Source organism: Salinicola sp. MH3R3-1 (assembly GCF_001937155.1).
GTDB classification, from domain to species: domain Bacteria; phylum Pseudomonadota; class Gammaproteobacteria; order Pseudomonadales; family Halomonadaceae; genus Salinicola; species Salinicola halophyticus.
The window spans coordinates 231,002-255,466 of sequence record NZ_MSDP01000001.1 but is presented as its reverse complement, the minus strand read 5'-3'; the positions used below and the strand labels follow the sequence as shown (position 1 = coordinate 255,466).

Genomic DNA, 24,465 nt, shown 5'->3' with positions numbered 1-24,465 from the left:
GGCCGGCTTTGCCTACCGACAGCGCGATGCTAGAGCGCTAACCTTTCATCAACCTGTCATCTAAACCTTTGTCGCATAGGACATTAGTCGCATACGACAAGAGCTCGATGACGCCGAGACACCGCCATGCACCTGCTCGTGATCGAGGATGACCCGCTGCTGTCGCGCTCGCTGACCCAGGCGATGACCCGCCACGGCTACACCGTCGATGCCCTGTCTCGCGTCGACGATGCCATCCAGGCGCTGCGCCAGGGTCGCTTCGATCTGGTCCTGCTCGACCTGGGCCTGCCGGATGGCAGCGGTCTCGGCGTGCTCGAATGGTTACGTGCCCATGCCGACCCCACGCCGGTGATGATCTTGACGGCACGGGACGCCCTCGAGGATCGCGTGCGCGGGCTGGACCTCGGCGCCGACGACTATCTTGCCAAGCCGTTCTCGATCACCGAGCTGGAAGCGCGGGTTCGCGCCCTGCTGCGTCGCAGCCAGCAGCGGCTCGATAACAGCGTGCGCTTCGGTGCGCTGGTGCTGGATACCCGCTCGGCCAGCACCTGGTTGAACGACACTTCGCTGGACCTGCCAAGGCGGGAATTCAGCCTGCTGGAAGCGCTGATGCTCAATGCCGGGCGAATCGTTCAGCGCGAGGCGCTGGAAAACCGGCTGTTCGGCTTCGATGCGGTGGGCGCCAACGCCCTGGACGTTTACGTCAGCCGGCTGCGCAAGCGTCTGGCGGGGTCCGGCCTGTCGATCCGCACGCTGCGCGGGCTGGGCTATCGGCTCGAAGCCTCTCGGGAGACGTTCGACGAGGCGCGGCGCGAGTGATTTCACCGCGCACCTCGCTCAAGCGACGTCTGACGCTCTGGCTGATCGTGATCATCGCCGGCCTCGGCACGCTGTTGTTGATCGAGGCCTACACCAGCGCCCGCAAGGCCGCGGATCGCGCATTGGACGGCCAACTGGAGGCCGCCAGCCTGACCATCGCCGAGTCGCTGCAGTGGCCGGAAGGGAAGCCGACCCTGGAAATGCCGGCGTCGGCGCTGCAGATCCTCGCCACCCGCTGGCAGGAGCGGGTGTTCTACTGGCTGCAGGCGGATAACGGGGTCTCGATTACACAAAACGCCGATCTGCCCATCACCGCCGCCATGCAGGAGCAGGCCCGCCATCAGCCGGTCTATCTCGATGCCGTCTACGATGGCCGGCCGATTCGTCTCAGTGGCCGCAAGGTGGATTCCGCCGGCTGGGACACCCAGGAGCCGGTGCAGCTGTGGGTGGGTCATACCCGGCGCGGCCGCGACCTGCTGGCGCAGGAGCTGTTTCGCAAGAGTGCCACCCGCTTCGCCGCGATGGTGCTGATCACCGCGGCGCTGGTGGCCATCGCCATGCGCACCATGCTGGCGCCGCTGCGTCGTCTCCGTCAGGCGCTGCGTAGCCGGCGCGCCGATGACATCAGCCCGTTGACCCTCGGCGTGCCCCGCGAGATGCAGGAGCTGGTCGAAACCCTCAACCGGCTATTCGCCGATCAGCGCGATCAGCGCGATGCCCTGCTGCGCTTCATCGCCGATGCCTCGCATCAGCTCAAGACGCCGCTGGCGGGACTCCAGAGCACCAGTGAGCTGGCGCTGACCAGCCGTGACCCGGACAGCTGGTATCAGGCGTTGAATACCGTCCACGACAGCGCCGAGCGCACCAGCCGCCTGGCCGGCCAGATGCTGAGCCTGACCCGACTGCAACATCTGGGCCCCGGGCACGAGCGTGAACCGCTGGCACTGGATCAACTGCTGCGGGAAGTCGCCACCGACTGGGCCGATCGTCAGGACAGTCGCGAGCATGACCTCGGGCTGGCCATCGACCTGCCCACCCCGATCTGGGTCGAAGGGGAACGCTGGGCGCTGCACGAACTGCTCAACAACCTGATCGACAACGCCTGTCGCTATACGCCGCCCGGCAGCGAAATCACGCTGAGGCTCAGCAACGATGAAGATGATGGCCCCAACGGCGCCGCCAAGCGGGTGACGCTGGCCATCGAGGACGATGGTCCCGGCGTCGATCCCGAATCACTCGCCCGTCTGACTCAGCCGTTCGAGCGCGGAAGACGCCAGGATACCCGCGGCTCCGGGCTCGGCCTGGCCATCGCCGATTCCATCGGGTTACGCCATGGCAGCCGGTTGACGGTCACCAACCGCGAGCCTCGAGGACTCAAGGTTTCTCTGACATTGCCGCGCTGTCGGCCACCCGAGGGGAGCGTGACATGAACAGACGCCTTCACGTTGGCCTGGGTTCATGCCTGTGGCTATGGCTCGTTGTCGGCGGCGTTGACATAGCCCAGGCGGATGAAAGGCTGATCATCGAAGCCGCGCTGGATCGTCAGATCGTCGAACCGGTGCTGGCCGCCTTCGCCGCCGAGAATCCGCAGATCGATCTCGACTATCGCGACCGCTCGACGCTGGAAGTCGACCAGCGCGCCCGGGATCACGATTCGCCGCCGGACGTGGTGATCAGCTCGGCGATGCCGTGGCAACTGGCGCTGAGCAACGAAGGCATGGCCCAGCCGCTAGAGGCGCCGGAGGTCGATCAATGGCCTGCCTGGGCGAAATGGCGCAACGAAGTCTTCGGCTTCACATTCGAACCCGTGGTGATGGCCTATCGCCTCGAACTGGCCTCGCACATGCCGCCACCAGAGACCCACCGCGACCTGCTCGACCTGCTGACCCACTATCGCCAGTGGCTCGATGGTCGCGTGGTCAGCTATTCGCCGCGCGACAGCGGGGTCGGCTACACACTGCTTCAACAGGACGCCCGCTACACGCCGCGAATGTGGGATCTGATCGCCGCCATGGGCGCGGCCGACGTACAGCTCGAAACCACCACCCAGCGCATGCTGGAAGGGCTCAGCGACGGCCGCTACTGGCTCGGCTACAACCTGCTGGGCTCCTATGCACTGCTCTGGGCCCAGACCCATCCCGACATCATCGTCCAGGTCCCCAACGACTACTCGCTGGTACTGATGCGCATGGCATTCATCCATCGCGACGCGCCACATCCGGCGGCGGCCAAGCGTTTCGTCCGCTTTCTGCTGAGCCGACGCGGCCAGCACATTCTCGCCGGCCAGACCCCGCTGTTCAGCGTCCGCGACGACGTCATCGGCCCCTACACCGCCCAGCGGCTGCGCGATCAGGTCGGCGACCATCTCTACCCGATTCCGATCAACGCCACGCTGCTCGCCTTCGTCGATCCGCTGCGCCGGCAGGCGTTCCTACGCCGTTGGGATCGGGAGATTCAGATCCTGTCGGAATGAAAGCTGGCGGAATAAGAGATGTCGGAATCAGAGACGTCGGAAGGGAAGCTAACGAGCACGCGGGCATCACGGTTCAGGTTTGAACCTGTGTCTCTTCCTTCAATGACGTAAGATACGGCGCCACCAACGTGTCGATGCCACACCCTGTCGACACGCCTCGATATAAAGACACCGACGACCGAGAGTTCCGGATGAGCGTAGACGCAACGACCACCACCCCAGCCCACTCGACAAGCCAGGCCCGACGCGCCGCCATCGGCAGCTTCGTGGGTGCCGTGGTCGACTGGTACGACTTCCTGCTCTACGGCATCGTCGCCGCGCTGGTCTTCAATTCGCAGTTCTTTCCCAATGTCAGCCCGGCGGCCGGCACGCTGGCGGCGCTGGCAACCTTCGGCGTCGGCTTTCTGTTTCGCCCGCTGGGCGGGCTAGTTTTCGGTCATTACGGCGATCGACTGGGTCGCAAGCGCATGCTGATCCTGACGGTCATTCTGATGGGCGGCGCGACGGCGCTGATCGGCCTGCTCCCGACCTACGCCCAGATCGGCGTGTGGGCGCCGATTCTGCTGGTGACGTTGCGCGCGATCCAGGGGTTTGCCGTCGGCGGCGAATGGGGCGGCGCGGCGTTGATGGCCGTGGAAAGTGCACCCAAAGGCCGACGCGCGTTCTACTCCAGCGGCGTGCAGGTGGGTTACGGCGTGGGCCTGATTCTGGCCACCGGCAGCATTTCGCTGCTCAGCTACTGGCTGAGCGATGCCGACTTCACGGCCTGGGGCTGGCGCCTGCCGTTTCTGTTCAGCGTGGTGCTGGTGCTGGTGGCGCTGAAGATCCGTTCCAGCCTGGAGGAGTCACCGGAGTTCGTCGAAGCGGTCGAACGCAATGACCAGAAGCCGGCCAGGCCACCGATCATCGAGGCGCTCAAACGCCATCCCGGCGCCTTCGGGACCATCATCGCCATGCGTCTGGCCGAACTGTTCACGATGTATATCGTGACCACTTTCGCGTTGAGCTACTCCACCGGCTATCTCGATCTGTCGCGGGATCTGTTTCTGCATATCGGGCTGCTGGTCGGCGCGATCAGCTGCGTCACCATCCCGTTGTTCGCGTTCCTGGCGGATACGCTGGGGCGTCGGCGCGTCTACATCACCGGCGCCATCGTCGGCGTGCTGGCCGCCTTCCCGTTCTTCATGGCGCTGCAGGCCGGTTCGATCCTGTGGATCGTGATCTTCGCCGTGGCGCTCGCCAACCTCGCTCACGACATGGTAGTCAGCGTACAGCAGCCGATTTTCGCCGAGCTGTTCGGCACCGCCTACCGTTACAGCGGTGCCGGAGTCGGCTATCAGGTCGCCAGCGTGATCGGCGGCGGCTTCACCCCGTTCATTGCCGCCGCCCTGGTCGATCTCTATGACGGCAGCTGGACTCCCGTCGCGATCTATCTGGCCGCCGGCTGCCTGATTTCTGCCGTGGGCGCCGCCTGGATGCTGAGAAGTCGATAGCGGTACGGCGATCGATCGTCCGTTGCTCGGGCAGCACGGTCTTTTCAAACGACATTATTTGCGACCAATGTCGCACATCTTCGCCATAGACGAAGCCCCGCTTTGCCAAACGATAATGGCCATCCGTCGCCACGGATGGCTATAGTCTCCTCGCTCGCCGCCTGTGGCATTTTTCGGTCTATTGTGCCGAATTCGTCCTGCCATCGCGCACGCTACCGAGGTGCCTCCATGAAGAAAAACATCAGTGAGCCGGTCAGGAAACCGCTGGTCTGGATCGGCTTCGTCATTCTCTTTGCCTTGATCAATCCCTGGTATTTCCCCGCCGGTTCCTGGTCGCCGCTGGTCTTCGGCGTTCCCTACTGGGCGCTGATCATCCTGCTGGCCTCGCTTGCCTTGTCGATCTTCATTACCTGGGTAGTGATGACCCAGTGGGAAACCGGCGCCGACGAAGACGAGGAGCTGTGACGATGGAAGTGGAACTGGCCTTCAGCGGGTGGTCCGGCATTCTGGTGCTGGCGCTTTACGGCGGTCTGATGCTGGCCGTTGGCGTCTATGCCTTCCTGCGCAATCGAGGCGTTCGCGAGAGTCTCGACGAGTACTATCTGGGCGGGCGCGGCCTCGGCGTCATGGTGCTGTTCTTCACCTTTTTCGCCACCCAGTACAGCGGCAATACCGTGGTCGGCTATCCCCCGACGGCCTATCGACTCGGCTATCAGTATCTGGTCTCGGTGCCGTTTTTCATCATGATCATCATGGTCTATCTGCTGTTCGCGCCCAGGCTCTATGCGCTGGGCCGACGCTTCAACCTGCTGACGCCGGTGGACTGGATCGATCTGCGCTTCCGCTCGAAAAAGGTCACGATCCTGGCCGCGATCCTGATGCTTTACGGGCTGGGCAATTATCTGCTCGAACAGTTCGTCGCCATCGGCCAGGGCGTCTCCGGTCTGACCGGCGGCACGATTCCCTATCAGGTCGGCGTGGTGTTCTTCATCGTGATCATGGTCGCCTACAGCTGGCTGGGTGGGATGCGCTCGGTGGCCTACACCGACACGATCCAGGGCATCGCCCTGCTGTTCGGCGTGTTCACCTTGCTGATCGGATCGCTGATCTACCTCGGCGGGCTACCCACGGCGGCCGAGACAATGATCGCCGAGGCCCCGCAGAAACTCGGCGCGCCGACCGGAGGAAGCCTCACCACCTGGTTCTGCCTGCTGGTGCTGGTCGGTATCGGTGCGGCGATCTATCCGCATGCCTTCCAACGAATTTTCGCGGCACGCAGCGAGCGCACGCTCAAGCGCTCTTTCATTCGCATGGCCTATATGCCGTTTCTGACTGCCGGGGTGGTGTTCATGGTCGGGATCATCGGCATCTCCGCCTTCCCCGATCTGACCACCGCAGAATCCGAACAGCTGGTGGGAATGATGGCCAACGCGCTCGCCAACCAGAACGACTTTTTCTACTGGGCGATGGTGCTGCTGTTCGGTGGCGTGATCGCCGCGATCGTGTCGACCGCCGATTCGGTACTGCTGACGTTCTCCTCGATCATCTCCAACGATCTTTACGGACGTTACATCGCGCCGAACGCCGAGGAATCACGCAAGATCCTGGTGGGCAAGCTGGTCGGGGTCGCCGCGGTCATCGTGCTGGTGCTGATCGCCTGGTATCCGCCGGGCACGCTGTATCAGATCTTCGTGCTCAAGTTCGAGGTGTTGATCCAGACCGCGCCAGCGTTGATTCTCGGCCTCTACTGGAGCCGGCTCAATACCCAGGCAGTGTTCATCGGCATGCTCGCCGGCACCGTACTCGCCGCCGCCTTTACCTTCGCTGGCTTGCGCCCGCTGGGCGTCTACAGCGGTCTATGGGGGCTGTTGCTGAATCTGGTGCTGTGCGTCGGTGGAAGTCTGGTCAGTCAGGTAACGGAAGCGCATCGCCAGCGCGCGATCGAGGTCATCGGCTGGCAGCGCTGAGCAAGGAACTCCGCTAATCGCCGATGGCGGATGGCTGATCGCGGATGGCGGGCACCGTGCGAGTGAATCCACTTGCCGGAGGCCCGTCCGGGGCTCATGCTATTAGGCATAAGTCTAATTCGCAGTGATCCGAGCTTCGTGAATACCATCTTTGGCGCCATCGTTCCCATCTTCATCCTGCTGGGCATCGGCTATCTGGCCGTGCTCAAACGTGTCGTCGACAAGGCCCATATCCAGGGGATGGGGCGATACGTGATCAATATCGCCCTGCCCGCACTGGTCATCCAGGCACTGCTCCAGCGCCCGCTGGGCGAGGTCTTCAACGTGCCCTATCTGCTGGTCTACGGACTGGGTTCCGGGCTCGCCTTCGCCATCACCTTCAGCATGGTAACGCTGCGCGGCAACGCGCCGCTGGAGCGACGGGCGATGTATGCGCTCGGCACGTCGGCCTCCAACAGCGGCTTCATCGGCTATCCGGTGGCGGTGCTGGTGGTCGGCCCCACGGCAGGCATTGCCTTGGCGCTCAACATGCTGATCGAGAATCTGCTGGTGATTCCCACGGCGCTGATACTCGCCGAGCTCGGCCGCCAGGCCCAGGGCGGCGTGTGGAAGACGGCGAAACCGGTCGCGCTACGCATCCTGCGCCATCCGCTGATCATCGCCATCGCCGTGGGCACGCTGCTCGCCGCGCTGGAGCTGCATCCACCGGCCCCGATTGCCCGGGTGCTGGAAATGCTCGCCGCTTCATCCTCGCCGGTGGCACTGTTCGTCATCGGCGGCACGCTGTGCGGTCTGCGCGTGCGTGGCATGGTCAGGCGTGTGACCCGGATCGCGCTCGCCAAGCTCTCCCTGCACCCGCTCTGCATACTGCTGATGGTACTGCTGATCCCCGGGCTCGATCCGGTGTTCGCCACCGCCGCCATCATCTTTGCCTGCGCCCCGATGCTCTCCATGTATCCGCTGCTCGGCCAGCGCTACGGTTTCGGCGAGCTGGGCACGGCGGCGATGGTGATGGCGACGATACTGTCGGCGCTGACACTGGCATTGGGAATCTGGCTCAGCCATCTGTGGCTGATGTAAAGCGCGCCAGTTTCTGTGTTCTTCCGTTTGTCCATTTTTCTATTTTTTCGATGTCCGCAACGACTCCAGCGCGTGCTTGCCCTGAAGCGCGGCCATTCCCGTTGGCATGACGGCGAGTGCATCGCTGAAGATCTCAAGCGACAGCGGCCCCTGATATCCGGTCTGATCGAGCGCCGTCAGAAAGCGTTCGAGGGGTAATTCGCCGTCGCCGGGAAACGCCCGCCGATGCCGGCTCAGCGATTGCAGATCCTGCCCCCGCGGCAGGGGCGAATCGGCGAGCTGTACCAGACCGATCCTGTCGCCGGGGATGGTGGCGAGGGTTTCCAGTTCGAGCTCGCGAGCGAGGATGTGATAGCTGTCCAGCACGAGGGAGAGCGCGGGATGATCGGCCTGCTGAACGATCTGCCAGGCATCGCGATAATCGAAGACGTGGCGCCCCCACGCCAGCGCTTCATAGCCCACGCGCATCTCCCGCTCGGCGGCCAGCATCGCCAGATCGTTCAGGGTCTCGGCAGCGCGTGAAGGATCGTTCGAGGCGTCCTCCCGCGTCGTGCTGCAGGCAAGCAGAAAGCTCCCACCGAGATCGGCCAGCGTATCGAACTGACGGTTGGCGTCGTCGAGCATTTTTCGGTGCAGATCTGACGGCAGCGCCTCGGCGTCGCGAAACGGTTGTAGCGCCACCACGGTCAAGCCTAGCTCGCGGCAGCGATCGCCGACGGCTCGCGGCGACAAGCCACTCGACTGCAGATCGTCGACGAATATCTCCACGCCCTCGAACCCGGCTCGTGCGATCGCCTCGAGCTTGTTCATCATCTCGCCGCTCAGGCACAGCGTCGCCATCGAAGTCTTCGTCACCGGTTTCACACACGTCCCTCCCTTTCGATGCGCGCCATCGCACTATTCGCCCGAGTCTTTAGCCTAGAAGAAAACGATAACGAGGCCATGCATTCGATACATCATCTACGCTGACCGCACGGTCGTTGGTCGGGTCCGGATGGCCTGGAACGACAACGACAGATACCGATCTTGGCCAGGGAGGCCGCTGCATTATGTCAGGATCACTGAAGGGAACGCTCTTTATCACGTTGGCAGCGATGTTCTGGGGGATATCCGGCGGCCTGGCGAGTCTGTTAATGCAGCAAGGTTGGGACCCTTACCTGATATCGTTCTACCGCGGCGCGATCGGCCTGGTCTGCATGCTGGCCTGGTTCGTCGTCCATCCATTGCGCAACCTGCGTTTCGGCTGGCGACTCGTCGCCTGGTCGGTGGTCGCGGGCCTTGGCGTGGCCGGCAACTTCACCTTCTACTTCCTGAGCATCTCGAACGCCAACGTGGCGATTGCCGCCACCTTGATGTACACCGCACCGCTGTTCGTTTTTCTGGTGTCCTTCGCCTGTGGGCTGGAAAAACCGACAGGGAAGAAATGGGCCTCGATCGCCGCAGTGATGGTCGGTATCGTGCTGCTGACCGATATCCTGCGCAGCGGCACGGGCCAGGTTTCGGTCTGGGGCATCGCCTGCGGCCTGCTCTCGGGGCTGTCCTATGCACTGTTCATCTTCGGCTTTCGCTACGCCAGGGCCCAGGGGCCGGCTCAGGCGGTGCTGTCGATCGCCTTCCTGGTACTGACGCTACTGTTGCTGGCGTTTGTCGACTTCGGACAGATGCAGAAAGTGCCGTTTACCGACGATGCCTATGGTTTCCTGTTATTGGGACTGTTCGGCGCGGGTATCTCCTTTTACCTCTACTTGCCCGGGCTGAGACGAACTTCGCCCTCGGCGGCTTCGATGGTCGCCATGGTGGAGCCTGTCACGGCATCTCTGTTCGGCTTCGTCGTGCTGGGGCAGACGCTCGCTCCGCTGCAGCTGACGGGCATGGCGATCATTCTGATTACCATTACCTTACTGAGCCTGCAGCGCTGACGCCGAAAGAGATGGACCAGCGGCTGGATCACGCGCTGGTATACTCCCGTCTCGCTCGTCTCTGGATTCGTCGCGATGTCATTTTCGCTTACCGCTCTTCCCTGGCGCCACGGGGTTTCACTGCTGGCCTTGCTGGGCGCTCTCGGCTGGCTGTTGCTCGGCAGCGCCGACGGCTCGGTGTTGCAGGCCGGTATCGTCGTGGTGCTCTGCATCGGCCTGTGGGCGACCGGCTGGCTGCCGCAATGGCTGACCGCGCTGATCTTCTTCACCCTGTGCACCGTGGCGAAAGTTGCGCCGGCGTCGACGGCGTTCGCCGGCTTCGAATCGGCGGCGACCTGGCTGGTGTTCTCGGGCATGGTGATCGGCGCCGCGATCAATTACACCGGCCTGGGCGAGCGCGTTGCCGCCAGAGTCGGGCCTCATCTCGCGTCAGGTTATCCACAGGCGGTCGTCGGCGTAGGTCTGCTGGGGTTGATCGCTTCGTTCTTCATGCCGTCGGCGATGGGCCGGATCGTGCTGCTGGTGCCGATCCTGCTGACGCTGGCCGACCGGTTCGGCTACGCCGCCGACAATCCCGGACGTACCGGCGTGCTGCTCAGCGGCATCATGTCGAGCTTCTTGCCCACTTTCACGATCCTGCCGGCCAACGTGCCCAACAACGTGTTGATGGGCGCCAGCGAAGCCGTGCTCGGCTTCTCGCCCAGCTACGGCGAATATCTGCTGCTGCACTTTCCGATTCTAGGGCTGCTCAAGTGGGTGCTGATCATGGGAATGATCCTGTGGCAGTTCCGCGCTGCGGCGCCATCGCCGTTCTCGACGGAGCCGCCCTCGAAGCTTGGCCGCGGTGGCGCCATGATGGGAGCACTGCTGGCTTTCGCTGTGCTGATGTGGATGACCGATGCCTGGCACGGCATCTCGCCGGCCTGGATCGGCATGGTGGTGGCGTTGGCTTGCCTGTTCCCCGGCAGCGGCCTGCTGCCGGCCCGGCCATTGCAGCAGATGAATCTCGAGCCATTCATCTACGTGGCCGGCATCGTCAGCCTGGGCGCGCTGGCGCATGAGAGCGGATTGGGCGAGGCGATCGCCGGCCGGCTGCTCGACGTGCTGCCGCTGTCGCCGGATGCGCCCGCCGGCAACTTCGCCTGGCTCTCGGTGATCGCCACAGTGCTGGGCATGCTGGTCACGCTGCCCGGTGTCCCCGCCGTGATGACGCCGCTGGCGCCACAGCTGGCCGATGTCACCGGATGGTCGCCGTCGGCCGTGGTGATGTCCCAGGTCATCGGCTTCTCGACCGTGGTGTTTCCCTATCAGTCGCCACCGCTGATCATCGGCTTGATCACCTCCGGCGTGAGCATCCGCCAGGCCATGCGGATCACGTTGCCGCTGGCGTTGATCACCATCTTGCTGCTGTGGCCGTTGGACTTCGTCTGGTGGCGGTGGCTGGGCGTGATCTGAGCGCGACCCGGATTTTTTGACAGGGCGAGGGAATAGATCACCTAGACTGAGCGTCATACGGGTTTCAGATAGCAAGACTCAGCACGCACCGGACGGAGCAACACGCATCCAGCCGCGCGCTGCCAGCGTATCCACGACATGCCACTATGGGCGGTTGGAGACTCATCATGTTGATCAAGATTGCCAAACCCAGCGACCTGCGCGAATCGGACGTCACCCCGGAGTCGGTCTATCTCTCGCGCCGTCGCTTCATGGGTGGTATGGCCGGCGTCGGCGCGGGCCTGGGTATTAGCCTGGCGCTGGCCGGGCGAGCCCAGGCCGCCGCTTCCGACTATCAGGACGTACCGGCAGGCAATCCGCCGGGCTGGTTCGACTCCAAGCTCAAAGAGGCCGATTGGGACAGCGTGGTTCCAGCCGATCGTCAGCTGGACAAGCTGACGCCGTTCGATGACGCCACCCACTACAACAACTTCTACGAATTCGGCACCGGCAAGGGCGACCCGGCGCGCAACGCCGACTCGCTCAAGACCCAGCCGTGGAGCGTGGTGATCGACGGCGAGGTCAACAATGGCGGGCGATTCGACCTCGAGGATATCGCCAAGCCCTCTCGACTGCAGGAGCGCATCTATCGGCTGCGCTGCGTCGAGGCCTGGTCGATGGTGATTCCGTGGCTGGGGATCCCGCTGGGAGACGTCATCAAGCGTGCCGAGCCGACCTCGAAGGCCAAGTACGTCAAGTTCGAGACGCTGGTCGCACCGGATCAGATGCCGGGGCAGGACTCCTCGTTCGCGCTGATCGACTGGCCCTACACCGAAGGCCTGCGCATGGACGAGGCGATGCACCCGCTGGCGATTCTCGGGCTCGGCATGTACGGGCGCGAGCTGCCCAACCAAAACGGCGCTCCGTTCCGGCTGATCGTGCCGTGGAAATACGGCTTCAAGAGCATCAAGTCGATCGTGCGCATCTCGCTGGTCGAAGAGCAGCCGGTCAACTCGTGGCAGGCGATCGCCCCGGACGAATACGGCTTCTATGCCAACGTCAATCCCGAGGTCGACCACCCGCGCTGGAGCCAGGCCACCGAGCGCCGGCTGCCCAACAGCCTGTTCAATCCCAACATCATCGATACGCGAATGTTCAACGGCTACGCCGACGAGGTCGCGAGCCTCTATCAGGGCATGGATCTGAGGAAGAACTTTTAATGTCGATGCCGCGCTATACGCTGACGCTCTGGCGCATCGCGGTGTTCATCGCTGCGCTGGTGCCGCTGGCCTGGTGGAGCTCGCAGGTCGCGATCAACGCCGCCGGGCCGGAACCCGGCAAATACCTGTTGCTCAATATCGGCCAGGGCATTTTATGGATGCTGCTGTTGACGCTCAGCCTGACCCCGCTGACCAAGCTGACGCGCTGGAAGGGTTTCAATCTGATCCGCCGTCAGCTCGGCCTGTGGACGCTGGCCTATGCGTTGCTGCACCTGTTCTGCTATGCCGTCTTCATTCTGGGGCTGGATCTGTCCCGGCTCGGCAGCGAGATCGTCCGTCGCCCCTACATCATCGTCGGCATGCTGGCGCTCACCGGGCTGATCATCATGGGCGTGACATCCAATAAATGGTCGATGCGCAAGCTGGGCAAGCGCTGGAAGACGCTGCACAAGATCGTCTATCTGGTGCTGGGTCTGGGTCTGCTGCACTTCCTGTGGGTGGTCCGTGCCGATCTGGAGCAGTGGAGCCTCTATGCCGCTGTCGGCGCCCTGCTGATGATTCTGCGCCTGCCGCCCATTGCCCGACAGCTGCCGAAATTCCGCCAGCGGCTCAAGCGGCCCGGGCGCGCGCACGCCTGAGCCCGTACTTTCTTGCGGCTTTCACTCTCTTGCAGCCTGCGCGCTTGCGGCCTGCACTCTTGTGACCTGAGCGATTGCGGCCTGGACTCGAAACCGCCTCACGCCTCGGGGGTGGGTCGGGTATTTCGCTAGACTTTCGTCGAATCATTGCCTCAGGAGGCCGGGTTTGTCGGTAAGCTCGTGCGTCCCCTACCTTGCTGGCGATGCGCCATCGTCGGCGGTATTACGATCTTCAGCCGGAGAGTCTTTCATGAACAAGCGCATCCTGGCGTATCGTCGCCTCAACGACCAGCAGCTCGATCAGCTACGCAGCCAATTTCATGTCGACTACTTCGACAAGCTCGAGTCACCAGACGATCCGGCGTTTCGTGAAGCCCTGAGCCAAGCTCACGGCCTGATCGGCGCGGGCGTCACCATGACGCCGGAACTGCTCGATGCCGCCCCCAATCTTGAAGCGATCGCCAGCATCTCGGTAGGTGTGGACAACTACCCGGTGGATGAGCTGACGACCCGCGGCATTCTGCTCTGCAATACGCCGGACGTACTCACCGAGACCACTGCCGACACCGGTTTTTCGCTGATCATGGCGAGCGCCAGACGAGTGGTGGAGCTGGCCGACTACGTCAGACGTGGCGACTGGAAGTCGAGCATCGGCCCTGAACAGTTCGGCAGCGACGTGCACGGCAAGACGCTCGGCATGGTCGGGTTCGGGCGTATCGGCCAGGCGATCGCCCGCCGCGGCGCGCTAGGTTTCGGCATGAAGATCCTCTATGCCAAGGCCTCGCCCAAACCGGACCTGGAAGCGGAGCTGGGCGCCCGCCACTGCGAACTGGACGAACTGCTGCAACAGTCCGACTTCGTCTGCGCCATCGTCCCGCTGACCCCGGAAACCCGTCAGCTGATCGGCGCCCGTGAATTCGAGCTGATGCGCGCAAGCGCCATCTTCATCAATATCTCCCGCGGCCAGGTGGTCGACGAACAGGCGATGATCAAGGCGCTCGAAAGCGGCCAGATTCGCGGCGCCGGTCTCGATGTGTTCGAGCAGGAACCGCTGCAGTCCGATTCGCCGCTACCCAGGATGCCCAACGTGGTGGCCTTGCCGCACATCGGTTCGGCAACGCATGAGACCCGTACCGCCATGGCGCAGCGTGCCGTGGACAACATGATGCTGGCGCTGGATGGCAAGCGCCCGCTAAGTCCGGTCAACGAGGAAGCCTGGGGCGACAAACTGAATTGAGGCGCCCTTTCTATTTCCCGAAAGCGGCACTTCGCCATTGATCGAGCATGAAGCGCGGGCTTCCTGATTCAGGAATAGTATCCCCGAGCGGCAAGTTATCGAGTGGCTTCCGGCGAACTCAAGCTATGCTGATCGAGTCTTTTCCATGGCCACCAAGGGGACGTGATGAAAATAGCCATCGTGATCGTAGTACTGGGTTTGGCAGGTTGCATCTACATGATCTCTCACTGGGGAGAAACGGATGACTGTGGCGATTCTGCCAAGGCCAACGTGGAATGCCAGACGGAGTAGGTAGCAGGCAGCCAAACGAGTGGGCGGCAACTTGTCGCCCGTCTCGCGCTGGTATCGCCCTCACACCAGATCTTTCCCACCCCAAGTAACCCGCCCGGTAACTGGCACACCCGGCTTTGCGCGAGCCAGACGATCTCGATCAGGCTCTCGTGATGATGCCGGTCTTCAGTGAGATGCTGGTAGTCATCGGCCCACTGATCGCCTTCGCGAGCAAATTCTCAATCTGCCTCAGACTTTCGGCCCTGACGCGAAATCAGGCCGGTCGCTCAAAAAGTGTGCAATTTCTGGGGAGCTTCTCACTCTGGCTTGTCAATACCGAGCGAGGCGACTAAAGTTGCAACATAGATTAAAAACAGTGTTCCGTAATCCTTCAACTTTCGATTACGGCGCCGATAATGACAGAACTGGAGCTACTCAGCGGTAGACCGCTTCATCGGCGGCCCGCGTTCTTATCCACCGACAGCGCCCTCGAGGCGACCCATCATGCCCGATCCCCTCTGCCTGCTATTCGACTGCGACGGTACTCTGGTCGACAGTGAACCTCTGCTCGCCGAAGTCATGGCGAAATATCTGAATCAGGCCGGCCTGCCCTTCCAGGCCAACGACTACATGACCGACTTTCGCGGCGCGCGATTTGCCAGCATCGTTTCCCATCTGGAGCGTCTGCATGGGCAACTCGACGAGCCCGTTCGCCAGCGTATCGAGACGGCGATGCGCCAGGAGATGCACGAGCGCATGCTGGATGAGCTCGAACCGATCGCCGGGGTGCCCGAAGCGCTGGATGCTCTGGGCTCGCTGCCTCGCTGCGTCGCCTCCAACGGCCCCGAAGCCAAGATCCGCCGGGCGCTCGATAGCACCGGCCTGCTCGGCTTCTTCGGCGACCATATCTACAGCGCCTATACCGTGGGCAGCTGGAAACCGGCGCCGGGCCTGTTCCTACACGCCGGGCGCGACATGGGCTTCGCCCCCGCCGATTGCATCGTGATCGACGATGCTCAGGTCGGTGTGCGTGCCGCGCTGGCAGCGGGCATGCGGGTCGTCCATATCAATCGCTTCGCCGATCATGAACCCACGCCTGCCGGCGCCATCGGCATCAACGACATGCGCGAACTGCCGGCCGTGATCGATAGGCTGATACCGTCGCTTGCCGTCGGAAATTACTAGTCGCCTTTTCCAGACTTGAAGCCGGCTCTCGATCCGCACCGACGATTCACACGACGTCTGAACGCGGTAGAGCCCCATCGCGGCCCGCGGCAATCGCTCGGGCCGCGACCGTTTCAGATGGCTCGTTTTCGGGCTGATCGCTGCGTTATCATGCGCCTTTCACGTTTTTCGGAGTTCCCATGCCCTCGATCCAGGATCAGCTACGCGGTCTGGTCTACTCCACCGAGCATGGCGAGACTTGCCCCGAGTGTCGTCAGCCCGTGGCCGAGTGCCAATGTCGCGATCGCGAGGAAGCCGAGCGGATCGCGGCGCTCGACGGTGTCGTGCGTATCCGCCGCGAGACCAGCGGCCGCAAAGGCAAGGGCGTGACCACGATCCAAGGCGTGCCGCTGGGTGGCGACGAGCTGGGTGCGCTGGCCAAGACGTTGAAAAAGCGCTGCGGCACCGGCGGCGCGGTCAAGGATGGCGTAATCGAGATCCAGGGTGATCATCGCGAGGTGATCAAGCGCGAGCTGGAGTCGCGCGGCTTCAAGGTCAAGCTGGCCGGCGGCTGAGGCCACCGCGATTACGACTGTCGCCTGACTTGAGTATCGCCATCGACCCCGGGAATTTCCGACGCCGGCGCGTGTCACACCTCTCGCGCTTCTGCTTTCGCCTTCATTCCAGCAAGGATCTCGATGTTTTCACTCAATGCACTGCGACCGGCTCTCTTCATGACTGCGCTACTGGCACTGGGTGCGCTGACGGGCTGTGCCGGCGGCCCCCAATTCGAGACACTCGCCGCCCGCGTGGTCTCCGAGAAGCCGGTGACGCTGCCGGAGTCCGCGGTGCTCGAGGTTCAGCTGAAGGACGTATCCACCGGCGACGTGCTGGCTAGCAGCCGCTACGAGCAGCTCGGCCAACTGCCCATTCCGATCACGCTGCAGTACGCGCCGGAAGCGATCAATGGTGACGACCTCTATCGTCTCAGCGCGCAGATTCGCGATGATGGCGGCATTCTCTATCTTAATCCCGAGCCCGTATCGGTCTTCAGCGATGACGACGCCCCCGAGCCGGATATTCCGCTGACACCCACCGGCGCCGCCACGTCTCACTAATGTCTATCTGACTAATGTCTGTCGAACTGAAGTCTGTCGAACTGAAGTCTGTCTAACTGAGGACTGCCTCACTGAAGTCTGGCTCCCTGGGCCACCCTGCGAAGACGTGGACCACCCAAAGTCGTCTTGTGGAAAGCAGGCTATCGATTCACTCTGCACGGATTCGATTCATCACCATGGAGGGAAGAATGGAAACACTGACATTACCCGGCACCGATATCGTCACGTCGCGCATTGGTCTTGGCACCTGGGCCATGGGCGGCCGCCAGTGGGGCGGCACCGACGACCCCAACGCCATTCGTACCATCCATGCCGCCATCGACCGCGGCGTCACCTTGATCGATACCGCACCGGCCTACGGTTTCGGTCACTCGGAAGAGGTCGTCGGCAAGGCCGTCGCGCAGTCGGATCAGCGTGACAGGCTGGTTCTGGCGACCAAGGCCGGCCTCGAGTGGTACGACGATGCCACCGTGGCACGCAACGCCACGGCCAAGCGCCTGGAGAAGGAGCTCGATGACTCGCTGCGTCGGCTGAACACCGATCACATCGATCTCTATCAGATCCACTGGCCGGATCCGCTGGTCGACATCGAGGAGACCGCCGAAGCGATGGCGCGTTTCCATCGCGCGGGCAAGATTCGGGCGATCGGGGTGAGCAACTTCTCGCCCGAGCAGTGCGAAACGTTCCGCAAATCGGCACCGCTACATACCCTGCAGCCGCCCTATAACCTGTTCGAGCGCGATATCGACGGCGAAATTCTGCCCTATGCCGAGAACAACGACCTGACGCTGCTGACCTACGGTGCGCTGTGCCGCGGCCTGCTCACCGGCAAGATGCAAGAAGGCTACGCGTTCAACGGCGACGACCTGCGCAACAAGGACCCGAAATTCCTGCCACCGCGCTTCGCGCAGTATCTGGCTGCGGTCGAGGCACTAACCGAGCTGGCTCGCAGCCGCCACGACAAGAGCGTGCTGGCACTGGCCGTGCGCTGGATTCTCGATCGTTCCCCCAACATTGTCGCGCTATGGGGCGCGCGCAAGCCGGAGCAGGTCGAGCCGCTGGGCGACATCACCGGCTGGAAGCTGAGCGACGAGGACATGGCCGACATCGACGCCATCCTGAGCCAGCACGTCAAGGATCCGGTCGGGCCCGAATTCATGGCGCCGCCGACACGTAAATGATCACCCCACGTCGGTGATCTCGACGTCACCTCCCTGTCAGAACCCGGCCGACGCCGGGTTCTGTCGTTTTCGGCGCGTGTTCAGGTTGCGCCGGCTCCCGTCCGGATGCCAGCGCCTCGACCAGCGCCGTCAGCGTCGGCCCGATAGACGCCGTGAGTTTGAGATCGAACAGGGCGTCGGCTCGCGTTGCGCCCAGATTGACGCAGGCGATGGGCTTTCCCGCTTTCGACGCCTGGCGGGCGAAGCGAAATCCCGAATAGACCATCAGCGATGACCCCACCACCAGCATCCCCGACGCTTCCTCGAGAGCAGTGAAGGCCTGATCGACGCGAAGCCTGGGCACGTTGTCGCCGAAGAACACCACATCCGGTTTGAGGATGCCGGTTCGGCAGCGATCACAGCCGGGCACTTCGAAGGTGGAAAAATCGTAACCGTCGAGATCGGCGTCTCCATCCGGCCCCACCTCGGCGCTCAACGACAGCCACTCGGGATTGCGTCGCGCCAGTTCGTCATGCAGCGCGTGGCGCATCCGAGTCGCGCCACAGTTCATGCACTTCACCATGTCGGCCTGACCGTGCAGGTCGATGACCCGTCGGGAACCGGCTTTCTGATGCAGGCCGTCGACGTTCTGCGTCACCAGCGAGGTGATCCGGCACTGGCGCTCGAGCGTTGCCAAGGCGGCATGGGCCTCGCCCGGGTGCGCAGCTGCCAACACACGAAACCCTACGAGACTGCGCGCCCAATAGCGTTGCCGCACACCATGACTCCCCATGAAGGCTTGATGGCTGACCGGGGGCGGGCGCTTCCAGCCACCTCGTGCATCGCGATAGTCCGGGATACCGCAGTCGGTACTGACGCCTGCGCCGGTCAACACGAACAACCGCGGATGACGCAAGACGAACTCGACAAGCGCTCCGACATGCGGAATCGATTCGTTGGACATACTATTTTCCGTCGATCGATGTTAGATATGAAAGATACAATACGTTGACACTATATGGGCGTCCTGGACGCCGGATGAATGCAATATGCCCGATACGCCGCTGGATCCCGTGGTCGAAAAGCGTCTGAGAGGCATTCGTCTGGCCAGACGCATCTACGTACCTCGAACACTGGGACTCCTGGTCGGCGGGTTATGTATCGGGAGCGCGCTCCATGAATTGCCGACCCCGACCTGGGCTTGGGCGCTATGGGCAATTCAGATTCTGTTCTGGTCCCATCTCGCCTACTGGCGGGCGAGATATCACGTTTCACCCTACCATGCCGAACGCCAGAATCTCGGCGCCGATAGTCTGCTGGGCGGCTTCTGGATGGCGGCCATGCATTTCAACATCCTCCCGACCGTCGTGGTATTGACGATGATCAGCCTCGACAACATCGCGGTGGGCGGGAAATCCATGGCACTACGCGGCCTGGGCCTGCTGGCCGCGGGAGCGCTGATCGGCATGTGGCTGATCGTTCCCGGCGTGCCCGACATAGTGCCGTCGGCCTCGGTCCTGCTTGGCAGCTTACCGATGATCGTCGTCTACCCGCTGGCGGTGGGCTACATCACGTATCTCCAGGCTCGCCGACTCAATCGCCAGAAAAATACATTGATGGAGTTGAGCCGTTCCGATGGGCTCACCGGGCTGTTCAATAGACGGTTCTGGGAAGCTCAGGTAGCCTCCAATCTTCTGAGCGGTTCCTCGGCAACGATCGCGCTGCTCGATCTCGACCATTTCAAGCGCATCAATGATGAGCATGGTCACGGTGTCGGCGACCAGACCCTGCGCAAGCTGGCTTCACTGCTTCGCCAGTCATTTGGCGATGATGTCTTGCTCGGGCGTTACGGCGGCGAAGAGTTTGGTCTACTGATGCCATCGACCACGCTGGATCAGGCGACCGTCGCGATCCATCAGTTCCAGCAACGGCTGCGGAACCATGCGCCGCCCTTTTCTCTTTCCAGAATGCCCACCTGCAGTATCGGTCTGGCCGCCAAAGATCCATTGATGATGAATCACGAGCAATGGCTGCTGCGCGCGGACCAGGCGCTTTATGCAGCAAAGCACGCCGGGCGAAATCGAATCTGCATCCACGACGCATCGACATCGCAGACGGGGCCGCACCTCGGCTAGAATGGTCGTCTTCCCGCCCACGCCACTGCAAGGACAATCGCTCATGGCCTGGTTGGAGTATGTGCTGCCGCTGATCTTTCTCGCCCCGCTGGGTGCCGCTGCCATGGTGGCGATCACCCTGCGTGACGTGCAGACCGTGGGCCTGCGCTCCCCGCATGACGGCGAGCCGATCCGCGAGATCGCCCAGGCGCACCGCGATCGCCTGGAAAAGGCGCGCATGGTGTTCTTTCTCGATGCCACGCTGGCACCGACCCTGACCCTGATACCGATCGTCTACGGCATGGGCCGGATGCTCTTCGCCGAGGAGCAGAGCTGGCTGGAGTGGTCGCTGTATGGCGTCGTCAGCACCCTGCTGGCGATGCTGTTCTGCTTTCTGATTCTGCGCGATGTGCAGCGCGTGCGCCGGCTGACCCGCAGTCTCGCCTGCGAGCTGGCGGTGGGCCAGGCGCTGGATCATCTGATTCGTCCGCTGGCCAAGCCCTATTTCGTCTTCCATGATTTTCCGGCCGACTCCTATAGCATCGACAACGTGCTGGTGACGCCGCAGGGCGTTTTCGTGATTCAGACCGTGGCGCGCGAATTCCCGCTCGATCTCGAAGGCCGCGCCCTCAACACCGTATCGGTGGAGAGCGAACGTCTGCGCTTTCGCGGCTGGAGCGAGCGGACGGTGCTGCGCAAGGTACGTCTCTCGACGGTATGGCTACGCCACTGGCTGAGCCGGCATGCCAACCTGAGCGTCCCGGTGAGCGGCATTCTGGTGCTGCCGGGCTGGGTCATCGATGACGAAACCGCGCATCTCGGCGATAGTCGCGATGTCCGCGTGGTCGACGGCATCGATCTTGCCACGCAGTTGGGCGGTGCCCAGGAGGAGGTCATCGATGACACCCAGCGCCAGCACCTGGTCGATACGCTGAACGCGCGTTACCAGCATCTGGAGAGCAAGCCGCCGATCCGCTGAGTTGCCCCACCGGCATCCGATGTTGCCATCGGATTCCTGACGACGATCGCCCGATGTCAGTCATCACCCCATCAACTTCACACGCCCCAGGACCCGCCATGCCCCGTTCCGACTCCCGTTATGCTTACGATGTTCTCACCTTCGGCGAGGCGATGGCGCTGTTCGTCGCCGACGATCAAGGCCCGCTGGATCAGGTCGCGCGATTCCACCGTCGTACCGCCGGTGCCGATACCAACGTGGCGATCGGGCTGTCCCGACTGGGTTTCGACGTTCGCTGGCTGAGCCGCGTGGGCGCGGATCATAACGGCAACTTCCTGCAGCGAGCGCTGGAAGCCGAGGGCCTCGACTGCCGCCACGTGCAGCGCGACGACACCCACGCCACCGGGCTGGTATTCAAGGAGCGTGCCGTCGACGGTGCCGACCCCCACGTAGAGTACGTTCGCCGGGGCAGCGCCGCCAGCTACCTGAGCGTCGCCGACAGCGAGGCCGTGGAACTCGAGTCCGCTCGCCATCTGCACGCCACCGGCATCCCGCCGGCCATTTCCGACTCGGCGCGCGAGCTGTCGTTCCATCTGCTGCGCGGAGCTCGTAGCGCCGGTCTGTCGATCTCGTTCGATCCCAACCTGCGCCCCGGCCTGTGGCCGAGCGAAGCGGTGATGATCGAGACTCTCAATGCGCTGGCCGCCGAGGCCGATATCGTGATGCCGGGTCTGAGCGAAGGCCGCCTGCTGACCGGCCGCGAAACGGCCTACGATATCGCCGGTGACTATCTCGACCGCGGCGCCAGGGCCGTGGTGATCAAGCTCGGGCCGGAAGGCAGCTACTTCCGCACCGCCGACCGTGAAGGCACCGTCAATGGCTCGCCCGTCAAGCAGGTCATCGATACCGTGGGCGCCGGCGACGGCTTCGCGGTGGGCATCGTCAGCGCCTATCTGGACGGCCTGGACTGGCCGGCGGCGCTGCACCGCGGCAATCTGATCGGCGCCCGCCAGGTCCAGGTGATCGGCGACATGGAAGGCCTGCCCAGTCGGGAACAGCTGGTCGCCATGGAGCGCAGCGGTGACCCGATTTAAACCCGACGGCAAGGCGATCTAACCCGGTTCAGGGGTTCCCTCGGGTACCCCTGAACGAAAGGCATCCGTTTGCGCCTTCGTCCGCTCGCGAAGCCCCGCCAGCACCGCCGGTTTCAGCGCCCCCAGCGCCTCGCCAGAGAGCCCGCTGAGTACGATGAGCCGTGTCTTGCGCTCCTGACCCGCGCCCGACCGTCCCCGCGAATATCCCAGCCACAGTGGCAGTGCGACGGCCCGCAACGTCGCTGGCTGTACGCGTAGCGACCAGCGTTTGGGCCGTGCCAGCCGTTCCCACAGCCACCAGCGCTCGAACTGCGCCTGCGTTGGCTGACGCCCGCCGTCGAGCACGAGGGCCTCTTCATCCTGCCTCGGTCGGGGATCCAGCGCCCCCGCTATCAGCAGTGCCCGCGGCAGATGATCGGCAGCCAGCAGCCAGGCCAGCGGTCTTTCCGGGTCGCGCCCGATCGCCATGGCCCACAGCGACAGCCTCGCCGGTTCGAAGCGCTCGGCGCCGAACCGACGCAGCTTGGGTTCGGCGGCGTCAGCATCCAGCCGCCGCGGCAGCCAAGATATCGATGCCTGCGCGTCATCCTGGCGTTCCCTCTCGAACCTTGGCTCTCCTATTCCCTGTCGCTCAGCCATTGGCCCATCCTTGCAGCAGCGCCAGCGCGGCGAGCGAAACAAAGAACCAGAGGATCAGGCCGAGACAACGACGCCGCGTCAGCCGGGCATCGCGGCCGATCTCGGTGGCATTGCCACTGCGCCCCTTGAGGATCGCCTGCATATCGGGCGCCGTCTCGTCGATCACCACGTCCGACAGCTGCTCCGGGGTTGGCGCAGGCGCCGTCAGACTCACCACGTAGCCGACGACCACCGAAACCACCAGCCCCACGAAGTTCTGATAAAGCCAGGAGACATCGGTCTGCGACACGGCCCACACCGACGCCATACCGAGCACAATACCGGCGACGGCCCCGCGGCCGTTGCTGCGGTGGCTGAGAACTGCCAGCAGGAACGTGCCCAGCAGTGCGCCGTAGAACCAGGAGCCGATACGATTGACCGCTTCGATGACCGGCCCAAGATTGCCCGCGAAAAACGCGAACGCCGTGGCGTAGAGCCCCCAGAAAATAGTCGCCCAGCGCGACGCCTTCAGGTAGTGCTTTTCGTCGGCCTCGGGCTTGACGTAACGGGCGTAGAAATCGCGTACCGTCACCGCGGATAGCGAGTTGAGCGCCGAATCCAGGCTCGACATCGCGGCCGCGAAGACCCCGGCGATCACCAGCCCGGTGACGCCGACCGGGAACGCATTGACCACGTAGCGCGGGAACAACTCGTTGAGGTTCTCCGGCGCGGTCAGGCCGTGCTGCTGATAGTAGGCCGCCAGCATCACGCCGATGAACAGGAACAGCAGCATCTGTGGCACCAGCAGATAACCGCCGATCAGCAGCGAGCGCTGGCCCTCGGCGATCGACGGGCTGGTCAGCACCCGCTGGATCTGGCTCTGATCGGTACCGAAGTAGGCGACATGCATCACCATGCCGCCGATCAACCCGGCCCACAGCGAGTAGGTCACGGTGGGATCGAGCGACAGATCGATGGTATCGAACATGCCGTTGGCGGCGCCGTAGGCGAACACGTCGCCCCAGCCGCCAGGCAGGCTCGAGACCATCAGCACCATGCTCAGGATAGCGCCCAGCCACAGCACGAACATCTGGATCACATCGGTCCAAATCACCGCACTGATGCCGCCGAGCACGGTATAACTCACCGCGATCACCGCCATCAGCACGATGGTCAGGTTGACGTCCCAGCCGGTGACCACGGACAGCACCAGTGCCGGCGCATAGAGCACGACCCCGGTGGCGAGGCCGCGAGCAACCAGAAACAGCAGCGCCGCCAGCGACCGCGTCAGTGCGCCGAAGCGGCGTTCGAGCAGCTCGTAGATGCTGTAGATACCGGCGCGGTGAAAGATCGGCACCAGCACCACGATCAGCACTGCCATCGCTAGCGGCACGTTGATGAAGGTCGCCAGGCGTTCCAGGCCGCCCTCGAACCCCCAGCCGGGCGCGCCGATGAAGGTGATCGCACTGGCCTGGGTCGCCATGACCGAAAGACCGATGGCCCAGCCAGGGATCTTGCGACCGCCCAGAAAGTAGTCCTGCGTGTTCTCCTGATCCTTGCCGAAACGGGCGCCCACCCAGGCAATCCCCACGACGTAGACGATCAGAACAGCGGTGTCCCACCACGTGAAAGCTCCCACATCCGTGCCCTCTCTTTTTTGTTATCGACAAAATTGAGCGTAGCACGTCG

Annotated in this window: 23 protein-coding genes; 19 read left to right on the top strand and 4 right to left on the bottom strand. The window is 63.3% G+C overall.

Annotation, left to right across the window (positions count from 1 at the left end):
- The first annotated feature begins 126 nt into the window (after window positions 1–126).
- From BTW08_RS01175 to BTW08_RS01145, 7 genes are all read left to right on the top strand, one after another.
- On the top strand, window positions 127–819 hold the full coding sequence (locus tag BTW08_RS01175; RefSeq protein ID WP_075560669.1) for a response regulator transcription factor: 693 nt from the start codon (window positions 127–129) through the stop codon (window positions 817–819).
- Window positions 816–2,249, top strand: coding sequence for a sensor histidine kinase (locus BTW08_RS01170; RefSeq protein WP_083627614.1), 1,434 nt, complete (start codon window positions 816–818; stop codon window positions 2,247–2,249). The genes BTW08_RS01175 and BTW08_RS01170 overlap by 4 nt, the downstream gene beginning before the upstream one ends.
- Window positions 2,246–3,292, top strand: a complete 1,047-nt coding sequence (locus BTW08_RS01165) for an ABC transporter substrate-binding protein (protein ID WP_075560668.1) — start codon at window positions 2,246–2,248, stop codon at window positions 3,290–3,292. The genes BTW08_RS01170 and BTW08_RS01165 overlap by 4 nt, the downstream gene beginning before the upstream one ends.
- Window positions 3,293–3,483: 191 nt before the next feature.
- Window positions 3,484–4,785 carry a shikimate transporter gene (shiA, locus tag BTW08_RS01160; protein ID WP_075560667.1) on the top strand — a complete coding sequence of 434 codons (1,302 nt, stop codon included), beginning with the start codon at window positions 3,484–3,486 and terminating at the stop codon, window positions 4,783–4,785.
- Between the two features lie 228 nt (window positions 4,786–5,013).
- Window positions 5,014–5,250 carry a hypothetical protein gene (locus BTW08_RS01155; protein WP_075560666.1) on the top strand — a complete coding sequence of 79 codons (237 nt, stop codon included), beginning with the start codon at window positions 5,014–5,016 and terminating at the stop codon, window positions 5,248–5,250.
- A 2-nt stretch (window positions 5,251–5,252) separates the two neighbouring features.
- Complete coding sequence (locus BTW08_RS01150) at window positions 5,253–6,752, top strand: sodium:solute symporter family protein (protein WP_075560665.1); 1,500 nt, start codon at window positions 5,253–5,255, stop codon at window positions 6,750–6,752.
- Window positions 6,753–6,890: 138 nt separating this feature from the next.
- Window positions 6,891–7,832, top strand: coding sequence for an AEC family transporter (locus BTW08_RS01145; protein WP_075560664.1), 942 nt, complete (start codon window positions 6,891–6,893; stop codon window positions 7,830–7,832).
- Window positions 7,833–7,871: 39 nt separating this feature from the next.
- Here the strand turns inward: BTW08_RS01145 and BTW08_RS01140 are convergent, their stop codons facing one another.
- Window positions 7,872–8,696 carry a sugar phosphate isomerase/epimerase family protein gene (locus BTW08_RS01140; RefSeq protein WP_139313550.1) on the bottom strand — a complete coding sequence of 275 codons (825 nt, stop codon included), beginning with the start codon at window positions 8,694–8,696 and terminating at the stop codon, window positions 7,872–7,874.
- A 185-nt stretch (window positions 8,697–8,881) separates the two neighbouring features.
- On the opposite strand from BTW08_RS01140, the gene BTW08_RS01135 reads away from it, so the two are divergent.
- The 9 genes from BTW08_RS01135 to BTW08_RS01090 all read left to right on the top strand — a co-directional run bounded on the left by BTW08_RS01135 (window position 8,882) and on the right by BTW08_RS01090 (window position 18,013).
- Entirely contained in the window at window positions 8,882–9,751 is an 870-nt protein-coding gene (locus tag BTW08_RS01135; RefSeq protein WP_075560662.1) for an EamA family transporter, read from the top strand.
- 75 nt (window positions 9,752–9,826) lie between these two features.
- Window positions 9,827–11,206, top strand: a complete 1,380-nt coding sequence (locus BTW08_RS01130) for an SLC13 family permease (RefSeq protein ID WP_075560661.1) — start codon at window positions 9,827–9,829, stop codon at window positions 11,204–11,206.
- 167 nt (window positions 11,207–11,373) lie between these two features.
- On the top strand, window positions 11,374–12,405 hold the full coding sequence (msrP, locus tag BTW08_RS01125) for a protein-methionine-sulfoxide reductase catalytic subunit MsrP (protein WP_075560660.1): 1,032 nt from the start codon (window positions 11,374–11,376) through the stop codon (window positions 12,403–12,405).
- Window positions 12,405–13,043 carry a protein-methionine-sulfoxide reductase heme-binding subunit MsrQ gene (gene msrQ / locus BTW08_RS01120; RefSeq protein ID WP_075560659.1) on the top strand — a complete coding sequence of 213 codons (639 nt, stop codon included), beginning with the start codon at window positions 12,405–12,407 and terminating at the stop codon, window positions 13,041–13,043. Before msrP ends, msrQ begins: the two co-directional genes overlap by 1 nt.
- A gap of 250 nt (window positions 13,044–13,293) precedes the next feature.
- The gene (locus tag BTW08_RS01115) at window positions 13,294–14,280 is read left to right on the top strand and encodes a D-glycerate dehydrogenase (RefSeq protein WP_075560658.1); all 987 of its coding nucleotides are present in this window, start codon (window positions 13,294–13,296) and stop codon (window positions 14,278–14,280) included.
- 774 nt (window positions 14,281–15,054) lie between these two features.
- A complete protein-coding gene (locus BTW08_RS01105) occupies window positions 15,055–15,735 on the top strand; it encodes an HAD family hydrolase (protein WP_075560656.1) in 681 nt (226 codons plus the stop codon).
- 179 nt (window positions 15,736–15,914) lie between these two features.
- Window positions 15,915–16,289: a translation initiation factor Sui1 gene (locus tag BTW08_RS01100; RefSeq protein ID WP_075560655.1), complete on the top strand. Its 375-nt coding sequence runs from the start codon at window positions 15,915–15,917 to the stop codon at window positions 16,287–16,289.
- Between the two features lie 159 nt (window positions 16,290–16,448).
- A complete protein-coding gene (locus BTW08_RS01095; RefSeq protein WP_168170619.1) occupies window positions 16,449–16,832 on the top strand; it encodes a YbaY family lipoprotein in 384 nt (127 codons plus the stop codon).
- Between the two features lie 188 nt (window positions 16,833–17,020).
- Window positions 17,021–18,013 (top strand): aldo/keto reductase, encoded by a 993-nt coding sequence (locus BTW08_RS01090; protein WP_075560653.1) that lies wholly within the window; start codon window positions 17,021–17,023, stop codon window positions 18,011–18,013.
- A gap of 25 nt (window positions 18,014–18,038) precedes the next feature.
- Here the strand turns inward: BTW08_RS01090 and BTW08_RS01085 are convergent, their stop codons facing one another.
- Window positions 18,039–18,956, bottom strand: coding sequence for an NAD-dependent protein deacetylase (locus tag BTW08_RS01085; RefSeq protein ID WP_075560652.1), 918 nt, complete (start codon window positions 18,954–18,956; stop codon window positions 18,039–18,041).
- A gap of 85 nt (window positions 18,957–19,041) precedes the next feature.
- Here BTW08_RS01085 and BTW08_RS01080 point away from each other — a divergent pair, with 85 nt between their 5' ends.
- From BTW08_RS01080 to BTW08_RS01070, 3 genes are all read left to right on the top strand, one after another.
- Window positions 19,042–20,127: a diguanylate cyclase gene (locus tag BTW08_RS01080; protein ID WP_075560651.1), complete on the top strand. Its 1,086-nt coding sequence runs from the start codon at window positions 19,042–19,044 to the stop codon at window positions 20,125–20,127.
- A gap of 43 nt (window positions 20,128–20,170) precedes the next feature.
- On the top strand, window positions 20,171–21,085 hold the full coding sequence (locus BTW08_RS01075; protein WP_075560650.1) for a nuclease-related domain-containing protein: 915 nt from the start codon (window positions 20,171–20,173) through the stop codon (window positions 21,083–21,085).
- A gap of 98 nt (window positions 21,086–21,183) precedes the next feature.
- Window positions 21,184–22,158: a sugar kinase gene (locus BTW08_RS01070; RefSeq protein WP_075560649.1), complete on the top strand. Its 975-nt coding sequence runs from the start codon at window positions 21,184–21,186 to the stop codon at window positions 22,156–22,158.
- Window positions 22,159–22,176: 18 nt separating this feature from the next.
- Here the strand turns inward: BTW08_RS01070 and BTW08_RS01065 are convergent, their stop codons facing one another.
- Together BTW08_RS01065 and BTW08_RS01060 are read right to left on the bottom strand one after the other, a co-directional pair.
- The gene (locus BTW08_RS01065; RefSeq protein WP_075560648.1) at window positions 22,177–22,797 is read right to left on the bottom strand and encodes a hypothetical protein; all 621 of its coding nucleotides are present in this window, start codon (window positions 22,795–22,797) and stop codon (window positions 22,177–22,179) included.
- Complete coding sequence (locus tag BTW08_RS01060; protein ID WP_075560647.1) at window positions 22,790–24,415, bottom strand: sodium:solute symporter; 1,626 nt, start codon at window positions 24,413–24,415, stop codon at window positions 22,790–22,792. Before BTW08_RS01060 ends, BTW08_RS01065 begins: the two co-directional genes overlap by 8 nt.
- Window positions 24,416–24,465: the final 50 nt, after the last annotated feature.